At 39.3% G+C, this 14553-nt stretch carries 28 protein-coding genes; all 28 read left to right on the top strand.

Translation table 11 applies throughout. The annotated features are described in order from the left end of the window. Window positions 1–3 precede the first annotated feature (3 nt). On the top strand, window positions 4–624 hold the full coding sequence (gene rplC, locus FEM55_RS17835) for a 50S ribosomal protein L3 (protein WP_138282757.1): 621 nt from the start codon (window positions 4–6) through the stop codon (window positions 622–624). Between the two features lie 5 nt (window positions 625–629). After that, window positions 630–1259 (top strand): 50S ribosomal protein L4, encoded by a 630-nt coding sequence (rplD, locus tag FEM55_RS17840; protein ID WP_138282758.1) that lies wholly within the window; start codon window positions 630–632, stop codon window positions 1257–1259. 2 nt (window positions 1260–1261) lie between these two features. Continuing rightward, window positions 1262–1549 (top strand): 50S ribosomal protein L23, encoded by a 288-nt coding sequence (gene rplW / locus FEM55_RS17845; protein WP_056280041.1) that lies wholly within the window; start codon window positions 1262–1264, stop codon window positions 1547–1549. Between the two features lie 40 nt (window positions 1550–1589). Next, window positions 1590–2414: a 50S ribosomal protein L2 gene (gene rplB, locus FEM55_RS17850; protein ID WP_138282759.1), complete on the top strand. Its 825-nt coding sequence runs from the start codon at window positions 1590–1592 to the stop codon at window positions 2412–2414. 9 nt (window positions 2415–2423) lie between these two features. Continuing rightward, the gene (gene rpsS / locus FEM55_RS17855) at window positions 2424–2702 is read left to right on the top strand and encodes a 30S ribosomal protein S19 (RefSeq protein WP_138282760.1); all 279 of its coding nucleotides are present in this window, start codon (window positions 2424–2426) and stop codon (window positions 2700–2702) included. Window positions 2703–2752: 50 nt separating this feature from the next. After that, window positions 2753–3142, top strand: coding sequence for a 50S ribosomal protein L22 (rplV, locus tag FEM55_RS17860; RefSeq protein ID WP_138282761.1), 390 nt, complete (start codon window positions 2753–2755; stop codon window positions 3140–3142). An 18-nt stretch (window positions 3143–3160) separates the two neighbouring features. Next, window positions 3161–3994, top strand: a complete 834-nt coding sequence (gene rpsC / locus FEM55_RS17865; RefSeq protein ID WP_138282762.1) for a 30S ribosomal protein S3 — start codon at window positions 3161–3163, stop codon at window positions 3992–3994. A gap of 42 nt (window positions 3995–4036) precedes the next feature. Next, window positions 4037–4468 (top strand): 50S ribosomal protein L16, encoded by a 432-nt coding sequence (gene rplP, locus FEM55_RS17870; RefSeq protein ID WP_138282763.1) that lies wholly within the window; start codon window positions 4037–4039, stop codon window positions 4466–4468. Between the two features lie 35 nt (window positions 4469–4503). After that, on the top strand, window positions 4504–4698 hold the full coding sequence (rpmC, locus tag FEM55_RS17875; RefSeq protein WP_138282764.1) for a 50S ribosomal protein L29: 195 nt from the start codon (window positions 4504–4506) through the stop codon (window positions 4696–4698). A 14-nt stretch (window positions 4699–4712) separates the two neighbouring features. Then, window positions 4713–4976 carry a 30S ribosomal protein S17 gene (rpsQ, locus tag FEM55_RS17880; RefSeq protein ID WP_138282765.1) on the top strand — a complete coding sequence of 88 codons (264 nt, stop codon included), beginning with the start codon at window positions 4713–4715 and terminating at the stop codon, window positions 4974–4976. 2 nt (window positions 4977–4978) lie between these two features. Further along, entirely contained in the window at window positions 4979–5347 is a 369-nt protein-coding gene (gene rplN, locus FEM55_RS17885) for a 50S ribosomal protein L14 (protein ID WP_026631237.1), read from the top strand. A 47-nt stretch (window positions 5348–5394) separates the two neighbouring features. After that, window positions 5395–5736 (top strand): 50S ribosomal protein L24, encoded by a 342-nt coding sequence (gene rplX, locus FEM55_RS17890; protein ID WP_138282766.1) that lies wholly within the window; start codon window positions 5395–5397, stop codon window positions 5734–5736. 69 nt (window positions 5737–5805) lie between these two features. Further along, on the top strand, window positions 5806–6360 hold the full coding sequence (gene rplE / locus FEM55_RS17895) for a 50S ribosomal protein L5 (RefSeq protein WP_138282767.1): 555 nt from the start codon (window positions 5806–5808) through the stop codon (window positions 6358–6360). A gap of 31 nt (window positions 6361–6391) precedes the next feature. Further along, the gene (gene rpsN / locus FEM55_RS17900) at window positions 6392–6661 is read left to right on the top strand and encodes a 30S ribosomal protein S14 (protein WP_138282768.1); all 270 of its coding nucleotides are present in this window, start codon (window positions 6392–6394) and stop codon (window positions 6659–6661) included. 75 nt (window positions 6662–6736) lie between these two features. After that, window positions 6737–7135, top strand: coding sequence for a 30S ribosomal protein S8 (rpsH, locus tag FEM55_RS17905; RefSeq protein WP_031528740.1), 399 nt, complete (start codon window positions 6737–6739; stop codon window positions 7133–7135). A gap of 21 nt (window positions 7136–7156) precedes the next feature. Beyond that, window positions 7157–7714, top strand: a complete 558-nt coding sequence (gene rplF, locus FEM55_RS17910; RefSeq protein ID WP_138282769.1) for a 50S ribosomal protein L6 — start codon at window positions 7157–7159, stop codon at window positions 7712–7714. Between the two features lie 45 nt (window positions 7715–7759). Further along, window positions 7760–8113: a 50S ribosomal protein L18 gene (gene rplR / locus FEM55_RS17915; protein ID WP_138282770.1), complete on the top strand. Its 354-nt coding sequence runs from the start codon at window positions 7760–7762 to the stop codon at window positions 8111–8113. A gap of 14 nt (window positions 8114–8127) precedes the next feature. Next, complete coding sequence (gene rpsE / locus FEM55_RS17920) at window positions 8128–8643, top strand: 30S ribosomal protein S5 (protein ID WP_138282771.1); 516 nt, start codon at window positions 8128–8130, stop codon at window positions 8641–8643. A gap of 29 nt (window positions 8644–8672) precedes the next feature. Further along, on the top strand, window positions 8673–8852 hold the full coding sequence (rpmD, locus tag FEM55_RS17925) for a 50S ribosomal protein L30 (protein WP_138282772.1): 180 nt from the start codon (window positions 8673–8675) through the stop codon (window positions 8850–8852). Between the two features lie 11 nt (window positions 8853–8863). After that, window positions 8864–9310: a 50S ribosomal protein L15 gene (rplO, locus tag FEM55_RS17930; RefSeq protein WP_138282773.1), complete on the top strand. Its 447-nt coding sequence runs from the start codon at window positions 8864–8866 to the stop codon at window positions 9308–9310. A gap of 55 nt (window positions 9311–9365) precedes the next feature. Then, window positions 9366–10679, top strand: a complete 1314-nt coding sequence (gene secY / locus FEM55_RS17935) for a preprotein translocase subunit SecY (protein WP_138282774.1) — start codon at window positions 9366–9368, stop codon at window positions 10677–10679. 6 nt (window positions 10680–10685) lie between these two features. Continuing rightward, window positions 10686–11480, top strand: coding sequence for a type I methionyl aminopeptidase (map, locus tag FEM55_RS17940; protein WP_138282775.1), 795 nt, complete (start codon window positions 10686–10688; stop codon window positions 11478–11480). A 15-nt stretch (window positions 11481–11495) separates the two neighbouring features. Then, on the top strand, window positions 11496–11714 hold the full coding sequence (infA, locus tag FEM55_RS17945) for a translation initiation factor IF-1 (protein ID WP_015813810.1): 219 nt from the start codon (window positions 11496–11498) through the stop codon (window positions 11712–11714). Between the two features lie 37 nt (window positions 11715–11751). Continuing rightward, window positions 11752–11868, top strand: coding sequence for a type B 50S ribosomal protein L36 (ykgO, locus tag FEM55_RS17950; RefSeq protein WP_015813811.1), 117 nt, complete (start codon window positions 11752–11754; stop codon window positions 11866–11868). A 5-nt stretch (window positions 11869–11873) separates the two neighbouring features. Next, entirely contained in the window at window positions 11874–12251 is a 378-nt protein-coding gene (gene rpsM, locus FEM55_RS17955) for a 30S ribosomal protein S13 (RefSeq protein ID WP_138282776.1), read from the top strand. Window positions 12252–12297: 46 nt separating this feature from the next. Continuing rightward, the gene (gene rpsK, locus FEM55_RS17960) at window positions 12298–12693 is read left to right on the top strand and encodes a 30S ribosomal protein S11 (protein ID WP_138282777.1); all 396 of its coding nucleotides are present in this window, start codon (window positions 12298–12300) and stop codon (window positions 12691–12693) included. An 82-nt stretch (window positions 12694–12775) separates the two neighbouring features. Beyond that, window positions 12776–13381, top strand: coding sequence for a 30S ribosomal protein S4 (gene rpsD, locus FEM55_RS17965; RefSeq protein WP_138282778.1), 606 nt, complete (start codon window positions 12776–12778; stop codon window positions 13379–13381). A gap of 126 nt (window positions 13382–13507) precedes the next feature. Then, window positions 13508–14497 (top strand): DNA-directed RNA polymerase subunit alpha, encoded by a 990-nt coding sequence (locus tag FEM55_RS17970; RefSeq protein ID WP_026631251.1) that lies wholly within the window; start codon window positions 13508–13510, stop codon window positions 14495–14497. Window positions 14498–14553 lie beyond the last annotated feature (56 nt).

Genomic DNA, 14553 nt, shown 5'->3' on the forward strand with positions numbered 1-14553 from the left:
AACATGTCTGGTTTAATTGGTAAGAAAATCGGAATGACTAGTTTGTACAATGCTGACGGGCAGGCTCTGGCATGTACTGTGATTCAAGCTGGTCCTTGTGTTGTAACACAAGTTAGGTCCGAAGAAAAAGATGGCTACAAAGCTATTCAGTTAGGGTTTGGAGAGAAAAAAGAAAAAAATTCTTCCCAGCCTTTGATTGGCCACTTCAAAAAAGCTAATACAACTCCTAAGCAAAAATTAGTTGAGTTCAAAGAGTTTGAAGTGGAACATGAACTTGGAACTTCAATATCTGTTCAGGATATCTTTGAAGAAGGTGAGTTTGTTGATGTTGTTGGATCTGCAAAAGGTCGTGGTTTTCAAGGTGTGGTTAAGCGCCATGGTTTTGGTGGAGTAGGAGGCCAGACACACGGTCAGCACAACAGAGCACGTCACCCAGGTTCGATTGGTGCTTGTTCATTTCCATCTCGCGTGTTTAAAGGCATTCGTATGGGTGGACGTATGGGTAACAATCGTGTAAAGATTCAGAATTTGCGTATTCTGAAAGTTATTCCTGAGCAAAACCTTTTAGTTGTTAGTGGCTCAGTACCTGGTTCAAAGAATTCTTTTCTAATCATTGAGAAATAGTACCAATGGAACTATCCGTAATTAATATTAAAGGAGAAGATACCGGTAAAAAGGTAAATGTGTCAGAAGAGATTTTCGGCATAGAACCTAATACCCACGCGATCTATCTCGATGTAAAGTTGTACCTGGCTAACCAACGTCAGGGAACACACAAGTCCAAAGAACGTGCAGAAGTTAATCACTCTACACGAAAAATCAAACGTCAGAAAGGAACAGGCGGAGCTCGTGCTGGTAGCATTAAATCTCCTGTATTTGTAGGTGGTGGTCGCATATTTGGACCAAGACCACGTGACTATGGTTTCAAAGTCAACAAGAAGGTAAAGGTTTTAGCTCGTAAATCTGCATTTTCGGCAAAGGCTAAATCTGATGCTATTTCAGTTCTCGAAGCATTTACTTTTGATGCTCCAAAGACCAAATCGTACCTGAACGTACTGAATTCACTTGCATTAGTGAACACAAAGACGCTACTGATACTTCCAGCAATTGACAGCAATGTATATCTGTCCAGCCGTAATATTCCGAAAGCCAAGGTTACGACGGTTGATGCAGTAAATACCTATGATCTTATGTATGCGGATCGTCTTCTGATTAGCGAATCTGCACTATCTATTTTGGAAACCCAATTGAACAAATAACAATGAGTGTACTGAAACGTCCGATAATAACTGAAAAGGTAACGGCTCAGGGTGGTCAAGGAAAATACGCTTTTGAAGTGTCTCTTACTTCGAATAAGGTAGAGATTAAAAAAGCTATTGAGAAACTGTTCGGGGTTACCGTAGAGAGTGTGCATACAATGCGGAGCATTGGTAAAAGCAAATCCCGTACTTCGGGTGGAAAATTTGTAAGTGGAAAGACTTCAACTATCAAAAAAGCTATTATAACTGTAGCTGAAGGTGAGATCATCGACATTTACGGTGAAGCATAAAATAGTTGGGCGATTTAAATCTTTGAAGAGATAATAGCAAATGGCAGTTAAAAAATTAAAACCAACAAGTGCTGGTCAGCGTTTTCGCTCGGCTCCTACATTCGAGGAGATTACTACTGCGAAACCTGAAAAGAGTCTTCTGGAAACCATCAAAAGAACCGGTGGTCGCAATAGCCAGGGACATCGTACCATGCGTCATATAGGAGGTGGTCATAAAAGGAAGTATCGTGTAATTGATTTTAAAAGAAATCGTTTTGATGCACCTGCTCAGGTTTTGACTATTGAGTATGATCCAAATCGTTCAGCTCGTATTGCTTTGGTACAGTATGAGGATGAAGAAAAAAGATATATTATTGCACCAAACGGCTTGAAAGTAGGTCAGGCAATTGTTTCAGGAAGTTCAGTAGCTCCGGAAGTTGGAAATGCTCTCCCTCTTAGTGCCATGCCAATTGGTACAATCGTACACAATATAGAATTGACTCCTGGTAAAGGTGGACAATTTGCACGAAGTGCAGGAGCTTATGCTCAGCTTGTAGCACGTGAAGGTAAATATGCAGTTTTGAAAATGCCTTCGGGTGAGATGCGAATGATTCTTTCTACATGTATCGCAACAGTAGGAACAGTTTCCAATGCAAGTCATATGAATGTGGCACTTGGAAAAGCAGGTCGTAGACGTTGGTTAGGTCGTCGTCCACGCGTTCGCGGTGTTGCAATGAACCCTGTGGATCACCCGATGGGTGGTGGTGAAGGCCGTTCTTCGGGAGGCCAGCCTCGTTCTAGAAATGGACAATTTGCAAAAGGTCTTAAAACACGTGACCGCAACAAGCATTCTGAGAAATTGATTATCAGCCGTCGTAAAAAATAAAATTATAACATGGCACGCTCATTAAAAAAAGGACCATATATCGATTTTCGTTTGGAAAATAAAGTTCAGGTAATGAACAGTGCTTCCCGGAAATCAGTAATTAAAACATGGTCTCGGCGCTCAATGATATCGCCTGATTTTATCGGGCATACATTTGCGGTACATAATGGAAATAAATTCATACCTGTATATGTTACTGAAAACATGGTAGGTCACAAACTGGGTGAATTTTCTCCTACACGCAATTTTCGTGGACATACTGCAAAAAAAGATAAAGGAAGAAAATAATTAGTCGTCTATAGCTGGTTCTCAAAGAACAAGCCTATATCTGAAAGAACATGGAAGCAAGAGCTATATTAAAGGATGTACCTACTTCTCCTCGCAAGATGAGACTAGTAGCCGACATGATTCGCGGACAGAAGGTCAGCAAAGCACTAGCGCTTTTGAAGTTTCAACCAAGAGCTTCTTCGCCTGTTTTGCATAAAGTTTTGCTTTCTGCAGTTGCAAATTGGCAACAATTAAACGAAGATGCTAAGTTGGAAGACTCTGATCTCGTTGTAAAAACCATTTTTATAGATGGTGGACGTATGTTAAAGCGCCTTCGCCCTGCTCCGCAAGGCAGAGCACATAGAATTCGCAAGCGTTCAAATCATATTACAATAGTTATTGATGATGCATCGACTGCTATTGTAAGTGAAGATAAACAAGCAGTTAATACTGAATCATAAGTAAACGATCTATATCGAATGGGACAAAAGGTAAATCCTATAGGTCTGAGACTAGGAATTGTTAGAGGTTGGGAGTCAAGTTGGTATGGAGGCAAAGATTTCTCTGACAAGCTAGTTGAAGATGAAAAAATCCGCAACTACATTAAAGCACGTATCCCAAAAGGATCAATCTCTAAAGTAGTTATTGAAAGAACTTTAAAGCGTATTACTCTTACAATACATACTGCTCGTCCAGGAATTGTCATTGGTAAAGGTGGTAGTGAAGTTGATAAGATTAAAGAAGAGCTTAAAAAGATTACAGGAAAAGATGTTCAGATCAATATTTATGAAATCAAACGTCCTGAAATTGATGCAAAATTAGTTGGTGAAGCAATTGCTCAACAGTTACAAGCTCGTATTTCCTATCGTAGAGCTATGAAACAATCGATTGCTTCTGCTATGCGTGTTGGGACTCAAGGGATCAAAATTCGTCTGGCGGGTCGTCTTGGAGGTGCAGAAATGGCTCGTACGGAAGAGTACAAAGAAGGCCGTATTCCTTTGCATACTTTAAGAGCTGATATTGACTATGCTATTTCTGAAGCACAAACTATCTATGGAAAAATAGGTATCAAAGTGTGGATTTTCAAAGGAGAGTTGTACGGTAAGCGTGATCTTACACCAAGTGCAGCAACTGCTGCATCAGAAAGAGCAGAACGCGGAGGAAACGAGCGTAACGCTGGACCAGGTAATGATCGTGGAGGTAGAGACAGAAGAGGCGGGGGCCGTGGTGACGGAGCACGTCCGGGTGGCGGTGAAGGTGGAGGTAGCAGCGAAGCTGACCGCCGCAAAAGAAATAAGAACAAGAAGAAGTAATCAGACATTTTCCTGTTTAACAGGTATAAATAGATTTGAATCATGTTACAGCCGAAAAGGACAAAATTTCGCAAGCAACAAAAAGGAAAGGGGTCATATAACGGTCTGGCAACTCGTGGACATGAAATCGCATTCGGATCATTTGCTATTAAAGCATTGGAGCCAGGCTGGTTAACAGCACGCCAGATTGAAGCAGCCCGTATTTCTGTAACCCGTGCTATGAAACGCGAAGGTCAGGTTTGGATCAGAGTATTTCCGGATAAACCGATCACGAAGAAACCTGCTGAGGTTCGTATGGGTAAGGGTAAAGGTGCTCCTGAATATTGGGTAGCTCCTGTTAAACCCGGAACCATTATATTCGAAGCAACAGGTGTTGCGTTAGATACAGCAAATGAAGCATTGCGTTTGGCTGCACAAAAGCTGCCGATCAAAACAAAGTTCGTGGTACGTCGGGATTATCAAGAACAAAGTTAGTCCGTAAGTATTAAGAACATTAATTATTTAAAGCAATGACTAGTAAAGAAATAAAGAATCTATCGCAAGATCAGCTTAAAGAGCAGATTGCGCAAGAGAGAGAACGCTTATTGAGGTTGAAATTTGCTCATGCCATTTCACCTATTGAAAACCCTTTGCGTATTCGGACTTCGCGTAAGGAAATTGCAAGACTCTTAACCGAGCTGTCGGCTAAAAGTAACCAACAGTAAATCAGTTAGAAACAATGGAGGCAACAGTAAGAAATTTACGTAAAGAAAGAATAGGTAAAGTAGTGAGCAACAAAATGGAGAAATCCTGTGTGATCACTGTTGAACGTAAAGTGAAGCATGCCAAATATGGTAAGTTTATGACTAAAACTACTAAATTAATGGTGCATGACGAAACCAATGAGGTTGGGATAGGTGATACGATTCGTGTAATGGAAACACGTCCGCTTAGCAAGAACAAACGTTGGAGATTAGTAGAAATCCTTGAAAGAGCGAAGTAATTATGGTACAGCAAGAATCAAGACTGTCAGTAGCGGATAATAGTGGTGCCAAAGAAGTACTTGTAATACGTGTACTTGGCGGAACCGGCAAACGTTATGCATCAGTAGGCGATAAAATCGTCGTTACAGTAAAATCTGCTCTTTCTTCGAGCAATATGAAAAAAGGAACAGTATCTAAGGCTGTTGTAGTAAGAACTAAAAAAGAGGTTCGACGCAAAGACGGTACATATATCCGGTTTGAAGATAATGCTGCGGTTTTGTTAAATAACAATGATGAGCCACGCGGAACCCGTATTTTTGGCCCTGTTGCCAGAGAATTGCGTGAGAAACAATTCATGAAAATTGTTTCATTGGCACCTGAAGTGTTATAAGAAATAAGAATATTAAGTATTTCTTTAACTGATAAGAAATTACCTCAATGGAAAGTAAAAATAAAAAAGCACCTGCAAAATTGCATGTTCGTAGCGGAGACACAGTTAAGGTAATATCCGGAAATGCAAAAGGTGAAACAGGAAAGATCAAGAAAGTTCTTGTTGACAAGTTAAGAGCTACAGTGGAGGGCATAAACATGATTACCAAACATGTGAAACCTAATGCACAAAATCCCCAAGGTAGCATAGAAAAACGCGAAGGAGCTATTCATATCAGTAACTTGATGGTTGTTGACCCAAAAACCGGAGAAGCAACAAGGACTGGCCGTAAAGCGGACGATAAGGGTAAATTACAAAGGTATTCCAAGAAAACCGGGAATATTCTGTAAAAGCTGCCCGAACTTATATAGGTTATTATTTTAGTGGTGGGTCGGTAATCCACAATAACAATTCTCAAAATGGCACAGCCAAGATTAAAAGAAAAGTATTTAGGAGAAGTTGTTTCTCAGCTGAAAGATAAGTTTCAGTATAAATCAATCATGCAAGTTCCAAGATTGACAAAAATTGTTATCAATAAAGGTATTGGAGCTGCCGTAGCAGATAAGAAACTGGTTGACATCGGAGTTGAAGAACTTAGTCAGATTACAGGTCAAAAAGCTATTGCTACTATTTCGAAAAAGGCTGTTTCCAACTTTAAATTGAGAGAGAACATGCCTATTGGTGCAAAAGTAACATTGCGTGGAGACAGAATGTATGAATTTCTGGATCGTCTTACAACCATTGCAATGCCGCGTGTGCGCGATTTTAAAGGGATAAGTGATAAAGGTTTTGACGGAAGAGGTAATTACACATTTGGTGTAAAAGAACAAATTATCTTTCCTGAAATCAGCATCGAGAAGGTAAATAAAATTACCGGTATGGACATTACGTTTGTTACATCAACAAACTCGGATGAAGAAAGTTACGAGTTGCTGAAAGCACTTGGTATGCCTTTTTCAAACGCGAATAAATAAGGATAATATTCAATATTAGATATTTATCGAAATGGCAAAAGAATCAGTTAAAGCAAGGGAGAGAAAAAGACAAGAGTTGGTAGTGAGATTTGCTGAAAAGCGTACGAAGTTGAAAGCTGCCGGTGATTGGATTGGATTAGATAAACTACCAAGAAATTCTTCTCCTGTACGTCTACACAACAGGTGCAAGATCACAGGAAGACCTCGTGGTTATATGAGGAAATTTGGAATTTCAAGAGTTTGTTTCCGAGAAATGGCTTCTGATGGAAAAATTCCAGGTGTTACAAAATCAAGTTGGTAGGAATACTTTCAATTCTGATTTCAATTACTTAACTTTGCACTCCCGTTTTAAGGGGTGTTTAAACTAGGCATAAAAATGTTAACGGATCCCATAGCAGATTATCTGACTAGACTCAGAAACGCTATCAAAGCGAAGCACAGGGTTGTTGAGATACCTGCATCCAACATAAAAAAAGAAATAACTAAGGTACTTTTTGATAAAGGGTATATTCAGAGTTATAAATTTGACGAAGTAGGTCCTCAGGGTACAATCAAAATAGCTTTGAAATACAACCCTGTGACAAAGCAATCTGCAATTGTCAAATTGGAGAGAGTTAGTAAGCCTGGACTTCGTAAATATTCAGGTTCATCAACACTTCCACGTGTTCTGGGTGGATTAGGAACTGTCATTATCTCTACTTCCAAAGGAGTAATGACGGACAAGGAAGCTAAGACGCTTAATGTAGGTGGAGAAGTGTTATGTTTCGTGTATTAATATTATAAAGGTATTCAGGAAATGTCACGAATAGGAAATAAAGTTATAATACTACCTACCGGTGTATCGGTTTCTGTAGCAGATGGAAATGTTGTTTCTGTTAAAGGACCAAAAGGAACGCTTTCTCAGATTGTTGATAGTGATATCAGCGTCGAGATAGAAGGTAGCGAAATTAAGGTTAAGCGTCCAACTGAGCAAAAGCGCCATAAAGCATTGCATGGCTTATATAGATCATTAATCAATAATATGATCATTGGCGTTCATGCAGGATATAAGAAGGAGCTAGAGATTATTGGTGTTGGTTATAAAGCCAGTGCGGCTAACAATGTTCTTGAATTGCAACTTGGATATTCTCATAATATTTTCATGGCAATTCCGGAAGAAATTAAATTGACAACTACTTCCGAAAAAGGTCAGAATCCCAAAGTTATTCTGGAAGGTATTGATAAGGAATTAATTGGTTCTGTGGCTGCTAAAATCAAATCATTGCGTAAGGTAGAGCCTTATAAAGGTAAAGGTATCCGGTTCGTTGGTGAAGTGGTTAGACGTAAAGCTGGTAAATCAGCTTCTAAAAAATAGTGCGTAGCCACTAAAATGTTATAAACAAATTAGATAAGACTAAAGATGGCTACGGTTAAAGCAGACAGAAGACAGCGTTTAAAATACCATATTCGGAAGAAAGTAAAAGGAAGTACAGAGCGTCCTAGATTATCTGTTTTCCGTTCAAATACGAGTATTTACGCTCAGATTATTGATGATATTAATGGTGTTACTCTTGCAAGTGCATCATCCATAGATCTTGGAGGCAGAAAAGAGAATTCAAACACTGATGTTGCTCTTCAGGTTGGAAAGAAAATAGCTGAAAAAGCACAGCAGGCAGGTATTCAAACGGTTGTTTTTGATCGTAACGGATATTTGTATCATGGTAAAGTAAAAGCATTGGCCGAAGGAGCTCGTGAGGGTGGCCTGAAATTCTAAGTATAACAAAGACTATGTCTACAAATACAAAACCTTCTAAGGTTAACGAATCTGACTTGAAAGAACGCGTTGTAGCAATCAATCGGGTAGCAAAAGTAGTAAAGGGTGGTCGTCGTTTTAGCTTTTCTGCTATCGTCGTGGTAGGTGATGGTAATGGAGTAGTTGGTTACGGTTTAGGTAAAGCTAACGAAGTTACTGATGCTATTGCAAAAGGAATTGATGATGCTAAAAAGAATCTTATTCAGATTCCTATGTTAAAGCATACTGTTCCTCATGAGATGGAAGGAAAATTCAGTGGTGGATTTGTGCTTATCAAGCCTGCTGCACCTGGAACCGGAGTTTTGGCAGGAGGCCCAATGCGTGCTGTTTTGGAAAGTGCCGGAATTAAGGACGTTCTTGCAAAATCAAAAGGATCTTCTAATCCGCATAACGTGATTAAAGCTACTATTGATGCGTTGCTTAAAATGAGGGCACCACATCAGATAGCTTTCCAGCGTGGTGTTAAATTAGAAAAAGTGTTTAACGGATAATCTTTGGATTTCCTTTATTTAAAGTAATTATGTCAAAAGTACGCATTACACAAGTTAAGAGTACCATTGATCGTCCTGAAAGACAAAAACTAACCATAAAGGCACTAGGGTTAGGCAAGATAAACCGATCAGTTGAAAAAGAAAATAGCGATGCTATTGCGGGTATGATCCGTAAGGTTAGCCACTTGGTTAAAATCGAAGAAATTTAATATATATTATTATGAATCTTAGTTCATTAAAACCGGCTGCCGGCTCCATTAAAGTTGGAAAGCGTGTTGGACGTGGTCAGGGATCCGGAAAAGGTGGTACTTCTGCACGTGGACACAAGGGGGCACAATCCCGATCAGGTTACAGTCGTAAAGTTGGTTTTGAAGGAGGACAAATGCCACTTCAAAGACGCTTGCCTAAATTTGGGTTTAATAATATTAACAGAGTAGAATACAAGGCACTCAATTTGGATGCAATTCAGTCTTTAGCAGAAAAGTTGAATGTCAATGTAGTTACAATGGATTTGATTCGTGAAAATGGTTTGTGTGCAAAAAACGATTTGGTTAAAATCTTAAATCGTGGTGAAATATCAGTTGCAGTAGAAATACAGGCAAATGGTTTTTCTGCATCTGCTATCGAGTCAATTGAAAAAGCAGGTGGGAAAGCGGTTAAATTATAATCGTGCTTTCCTTAAACATGAATTATAGTTTACAAAGCTAATGTAAGCCCACGAAATGAAGCGATTTTTAGAGACTATAAAACACATATTTGCAATTGAGGAATTGAGAACTCGTATTCTCAATACTCTTTTGTTTATAACGATTTTCCGTTTGGGATCTTATGTAGCTTTGCCTGGTGTTGAACCTGATCAAATGAATGTTTCAACACAAGGGTTACTAGGACTATTAGATACTTTTTTAGGTGGAGCTTTTAGTAAAGCTTCCATCTTTGCATTAGGTATCATGCCTTACATTTCTGCTTCTATTGCGATTCAACTTTTGACAATGGCATTGCCCTATTTTCAGAAGATGCAAAAGGAAGGGGAATCAGGTCGTAAAAAGCTTAATCAAATAACACGTGTACTTACAATTGTTGTCACTTTGGTACAAGGTACAGCGTATTTAAATACCACTGTTCCGGATGAAGCACTTCTTGTATCAAGAAGTTTGTTCTCTATTTCTTCTGTTTTTGTTCTTACCGCTGGAACCATGTTTTGTATGTGGTTAGGAGAAAGAATTACAGATAAAGGTATTGGTAATGGTATTTCAATGTTAATTATGATTGGCATTGTTTCCAGATTTCCGGGCGCTATTTACAAGGAATTTGTATCAAGGGGAAGTGGACAAATTCTTTTGTTTGTTTTAGAAATTGTAGCTCTGTACTTTGTGATTATGGGAGCTGTAATGCTTACACAAGCAGTTAGAAGAATTCCTATTCAATATGCGAAGCAAGTCGTAGGTAACCGCGTTATGGGTGGTCAAAGACAGTATCTTCCGTTGAAGCTTAATGCAGCCGGTGTTATGCCCATTATATTTGCTCAGGCTCTTATGTTTATTCCTTCTTTGGGAGCATCTTATTTTGCCGAAAAAAGTGATTTTGCAAGCAACGTTGCTACGATTTTTGCCAATTATACTACTTGGCAGTATAATCTTCTTTTCGCTGTATTGATTATAATTTTTACCTTCTTCTATACGGCTATTTCGGTTAATCCTCAGCAAATAGCGGATGATATGAAAAGAGGAGGCGGTTTCATTCCAGGGGTTAAACCTGGTCAACAAACTTCTGAATACATAAGCTCTATACTAGACAGGATTACTTTTCCAGGTTCCTTGATGTTGGCAATAGTTGCTACTTTGCCAGCGTTTGCCAGTCTTCTTGGAATTTCGACGGATTTTGCTCATTTCTTTGGTGGAACTTCTCTTTTGATTATGGTTGGGGTAGTTCTTGATACTTTACAACAGGTTGAAAGTTATCTCTTGATGCGCCGATATGAAGGTTTGATGAAGTCTGGACGTGTAAAAGGTAGAACTGAAAGCGTCGCTATATAATAGGTAATGATTTATCTTAAGACAGAAGGAGAAATAGATCTTATTAAAGAAAGTGCCCAGATCTTAGGCAAGGCACATGCTGAGGTAGCTCTTTGGGTTAAGCCAGGAGTTACAACGGGTAAACTTGATGCAGTTGCAGAAGAGTATATCAGAGATTACGGTGGTGTGCCTTCATTTAAAGGATTCAATAAGTTTCCTGCTTCACTTTGTATATCTGTAAACGAAGTAGTGGTTCATGGAATTCCCGGAAGTTACAGTTTGAAAGAGGGTGATATAATTTCGATTGATTGTGGTGTAAAGCTGAACGGCTACCATAGTGATAGTGCATATACTTATCCAGTTGGCGAAGTATCAAAAGAAGTTAGAAATCTGCTCAGTACTACAAAAAAATCCTTGTATCAGGGAATTGATCAGGCGAGTGACGGGTTAAGAATGGGAGATGTAGGCTATGCTATTCAAAGCTACGTCGAGGAAAGAGGATATACTGTCGTTCGTGAGCTTGTAGGACATGGAGTTGGAAGAGATCTTCATGAAGGTCCCGAAGTGCCAAATTATGGTAAGCGGGGAAAAGGTATAAGATTAAAGGAAGGAATGGTTTTGGCAATCGAGCCAATGATCAATCTGGGAAGTAAAACAGTTATGCAGGAGCGGGATGGCTGGACTATTAGAACCACAGACAGAAAGCCTTCTGCTCATTTTGAACATACAGTTGTAGTGCGAAAGGGTAAAGCAGAAATACTTACAACTTTCGAATACATTGAAAAAGTAACGGCCAATACCAGCCTTATGGTCGAAGTATAGCAATTAAACCTACGAATGGCAAAACAAGCATCAATTGAACAAGATGGAGTAATATTAGAAGCACTTTCTAATGCAATGTTTCGCGTAGTTCTGGAAAACAAGCATGAAGTAATTGCACACATTTCTGGAAAAATGAGAATGCACTACATTAAGATTTTGCCAGGCGATAGAGTGAAGCTAGAAATGTCTCCTTATGATTTATCAAAAGCAAGAATAACTTACCGTTACAAGTAAGTTCCGGTTATAGGAAGTAACATATAAGTATATAGAGATGAAAGTTAAAGCATCAGTAAAAAAACGCAGTGAAGACTGCAAAGTTATACGCCGCAAGGGTAAAGTATATGTGATAAACAAGAAAAACCCACGGTATAAACAAAGACAAGGTTAATCATTATGGCACGTATTTCTGGAGTAGATATTCCCGATCGTAAAAGGGGCGAAATCTCACTAACTTATATCTTTGGTATCGGCCGTAGTTCCGCCAAAAAGATACTGGATAAAGCAGGTGTAGATGTTGATAAAAAAGTCATTGACTGGTCTGATGAGGAATCAGGTGCAGTTCGCGCAGTAATAGCAGGTGAATATAAAGTAGAAGGTGCTCTTAAATCGGAAGTGCAGTTGAGCATTAAACGTTTGATGGATATTGCATGTTATCGTGGTCTTCGTCATCGTAAAGGGTTGCCATTACGTGGCCAAAGAACGAAGAACAATTCTCGTACACGTAAAGGAAAACGCAAAACAATCGCGAACAAGAAAAAGGCTACTAAATAAACAGTGAGTGGTAGTATGCTGAATACTACACCTTATTCAACAAGCAATGGCACAAAATAAAAGAAAAGATAAAGCAAAAAAGAGAGTTGTTGTAGTTGAGCCTGTCGGCCAAGTACATATTAAAGCTTCCTTTAACAATATCATAATTTCTATTACTAACAGTAATGGTCAGGTTATATCCTGGGGTTCTGCTGGTAAAATGGGATTCCGTGGGTCTAAGAAAAATACTCCTTATGCGGCACAAACCGCGGCACAAAGCTGTGCACAGGTAGCTTTTGATCTGGGAATGCGTAAAGCAGAAGTCTTTGTTAAAGGTCCGGGTTCCGGCCGTGAATCTGCTATCCGTACAATTCAGAATGCAGGTATAGAAGTCACTACTATCCGTGATATTACTCCGCTACCACACAATGGTTGCCGTCCTCCAAAACGCCGCAGAGTATAGTTATTGCGCATAGCACCCATTCGTAATTTGGACACTGGGGTTACTGAATGGTTTCTTATTTATTAATTATCAAAATGTTTTAATGGCACGTTATACAGGTCCCAAATCAAAAATTGCAAGACGTTACGGTGAACCCATCATGGGACCGAGCAAAGCGCTTGCTAAGAAAAATTACCCTCCCGGAGTACACGGAAAGGGTCGCCGTTCCAAGAAGTCGGAATATGCTTTACAGCTTATGGAAAAGCAGAAGGTGAAATTTATATACGGTATACTTGAAAGACAGTTTCGTAATTTGTTTGAAAAAGCTTCTGTAAAAGAAGGTATCACGGGTGAAAATCTCCTGAAATTCTGTGAAGCTCGCTTAGATAATACTGTTTACCGCCTTGGTATTGCTCCTACTAGACGTGCTGCACGTCAGTTGGTATCTCACAAGCATATACTTGTAGATGGTGAAATTGTAAATATTCCTTCTTATTCTTTACGTCCCGGCCAGGTTGTAACTGTACGTGAGAAATCCAAATCTCTCGAAGCAGTTGCTGACAGTCTTGCTGGACACAGCTCCAAAGGATTCAACTGGCTCGAATGGGATGGTCAGCAACTGACCGGAAAGTTCGTGACTTTTCCAGAACGGGAACAAATTCCTGAAAATATCAACGAGCAGCTTATCGTTGAATTATATTCTAAATAATATCTTCTTATTACGGCGCGTCTGGTTTTCCAGACGTGCTTTTTGCCGGAAACGGCTTTTTTGCGATCGCAAAGGTAACGGTAGCGTGATCAACTATCATTTACTACTATAAAAGGAGCAAGGACTATGTCAATATTAGCTTTCCAAATGCCTGATAAGGTCGTCATGGAAAAAGCAGACGACTTTCACGGGTTGTTTGAGTTTAAGCCTCTAGAGAAAGGATACGGTGTAACAATTGGTAATGCGTTACGTAGGATTCTTCTTTCTTCTCTGGAAGGTTATGCCATTACGAGCGTGAAGTTTCCTGGTGTTCTTCACGAATTTTCATCTATCGAAGGTATAGTTGAGGATGTTACAGAAATCATCCTGAACCTTAAAATGGTTCGTTTTAAAAAAGTTTCTGATCTGAACGAAAGCAGAATCGTTGTTAATCTCAAGAATGTATCTGTTATTACTGCAGGTGATATTGGCAAATTTACGAATGCATTTGAGGTTTTAAACCCAGATCAGGTTATTTGTCATATAGATGATCAGAAAGAGTTCGAAATGGAACTTCTTCTTGACAAAGGCAGAGGATATGTTCCTGCAGATGAGCCACGTGCAAACGAGTTGCCATTTGGTTACATTGCTGTGGATTCTATCTATACACCAATTAAAAATGTGAAATACAGTGTTGAAAATACACGTGTTGAGCAACGTACGGATTATGAAAGACTTTTGATTGATATTCAGACTGATGGATCGATCCATCCTGAAGATGCTTTGAAAGGTGCTGCAAATATCCTGATACAACATTTTATGCTGTTCTCTGATCAAACAATGACGTTTGAAAAGCAGAAAGCTGAAGAAGACAACCAAGTAGATGAAGAAATGTTGAGAATGAGAAAGCTCCTGAAAACTTCTCTTTCTGAGCTTGATCTTTCTGTTCGTGCTTACAATTGCTTGAAATCTGCTGATGTCAAATCACTTGGTGATCTTGTAAGACTGGAAATTTCTGACATGATGAAATTCCGCAACTTTGGTAAAAAATCATTGACCGAGCTTGAACAGCTTGTAGCCGATAAGCAACTTACATTTGGAATGGATGTTGCCAAGTATCGTTTGGATGAAGATTAATTAAATATTCCATCATAAGTATGTATTCTGTAGCGCGCTGGCCGCAGCTCGAAGCA

The sequence above is a fragment of the Dyadobacter sediminis genome (genome assembly GCF_005860765.1).
Taxonomy (GTDB): Bacteria; Bacteroidota; Bacteroidia; order Cytophagales; family Spirosomataceae; genus Dyadobacter; species Dyadobacter sediminis.

Coding starts and splice junctions, on each gene's coding strand:
- rplN (WP_026631237.1), top strand. CDS start 4,979: ATGGTACAGCAAGAATCAAGACTGTCAGTAGCGGATAATAGTGGTGCC.
- rpsN (WP_138282768.1), top strand. CDS start 6,392: ATGGCAAAAGAATCAGTTAAAGCAAGGGAGAGAAAAAGACAAGAGTTG.
- rpsQ (WP_138282765.1), top strand. CDS start 4,713: ATGGAGGCAACAGTAAGAAATTTACGTAAAGAAAGAATAGGTAAAGTA.
- ykgO (WP_015813811.1), top strand. CDS start 11,752: ATGAAAGTTAAAGCATCAGTAAAAAAACGCAGTGAAGACTGCAAAGTT.
- rpsE (WP_138282771.1), top strand. CDS start 8,128: ATGTCTACAAATACAAAACCTTCTAAGGTTAACGAATCTGACTTGAAA.
- rplE (WP_138282767.1), top strand. CDS start 5,806: ATGGCACAGCCAAGATTAAAAGAAAAGTATTTAGGAGAAGTTGTTTCT.
- rpsH (WP_031528740.1), top strand. CDS start 6,737: ATGTTAACGGATCCCATAGCAGATTATCTGACTAGACTCAGAAACGCT.
- infA (WP_015813810.1), top strand. CDS start 11,496: ATGGCAAAACAAGCATCAATTGAACAAGATGGAGTAATATTAGAAGCA.
- rplB (WP_138282759.1), top strand. CDS start 1,590: ATGGCAGTTAAAAAATTAAAACCAACAAGTGCTGGTCAGCGTTTTCGC.
- rplR (WP_138282770.1), top strand. CDS start 7,760: ATGGCTACGGTTAAAGCAGACAGAAGACAGCGTTTAAAATACCATATT.
- rpmC (WP_138282764.1), top strand. CDS start 4,504: ATGACTAGTAAAGAAATAAAGAATCTATCGCAAGATCAGCTTAAAGAG.
- rplF (WP_138282769.1), top strand. CDS start 7,157: ATGTCACGAATAGGAAATAAAGTTATAATACTACCTACCGGTGTATCG.
- rplP (WP_138282763.1), top strand. CDS start 4,037: ATGTTACAGCCGAAAAGGACAAAATTTCGCAAGCAACAAAAAGGAAAG.
- rpsS (WP_138282760.1), top strand. CDS start 2,424: ATGGCACGCTCATTAAAAAAAGGACCATATATCGATTTTCGTTTGGAA.
- rpmD (WP_138282772.1), top strand. CDS start 8,673: ATGTCAAAAGTACGCATTACACAAGTTAAGAGTACCATTGATCGTCCT.
- rplO (WP_138282773.1), top strand. CDS start 8,864: ATGAATCTTAGTTCATTAAAACCGGCTGCCGGCTCCATTAAAGTTGGA.
- secY (WP_138282774.1), top strand. CDS start 9,366: ATGAAGCGATTTTTAGAGACTATAAAACACATATTTGCAATTGAGGAA.
- rpsK (WP_138282777.1), top strand. CDS start 12,298: ATGGCACAAAATAAAAGAAAAGATAAAGCAAAAAAGAGAGTTGTTGTA.
- rplV (WP_138282761.1), top strand. CDS start 2,753: ATGGAAGCAAGAGCTATATTAAAGGATGTACCTACTTCTCCTCGCAAG.
- rplD (WP_138282758.1), top strand. CDS start 630: ATGGAACTATCCGTAATTAATATTAAAGGAGAAGATACCGGTAAAAAG.
- rplC (WP_138282757.1), top strand. CDS start 4: ATGTCTGGTTTAATTGGTAAGAAAATCGGAATGACTAGTTTGTACAAT.
- FEM55_RS17970 (WP_026631251.1), top strand. CDS start 13,508: ATGTCAATATTAGCTTTCCAAATGCCTGATAAGGTCGTCATGGAAAAA.
- rplX (WP_138282766.1), top strand. CDS start 5,395: ATGGAAAGTAAAAATAAAAAAGCACCTGCAAAATTGCATGTTCGTAGC.
- map (WP_138282775.1), top strand. CDS start 10,686: ATGATTTATCTTAAGACAGAAGGAGAAATAGATCTTATTAAAGAAAGT.
- rpsD (WP_138282778.1), top strand. CDS start 12,776: ATGGCACGTTATACAGGTCCCAAATCAAAAATTGCAAGACGTTACGGT.
- rplW (WP_056280041.1), top strand. CDS start 1,262: ATGAGTGTACTGAAACGTCCGATAATAACTGAAAAGGTAACGGCTCAG.
- rpsC (WP_138282762.1), top strand. CDS start 3,161: ATGGGACAAAAGGTAAATCCTATAGGTCTGAGACTAGGAATTGTTAGA.
- rpsM (WP_138282776.1), top strand. CDS start 11,874: ATGGCACGTATTTCTGGAGTAGATATTCCCGATCGTAAAAGGGGCGAA.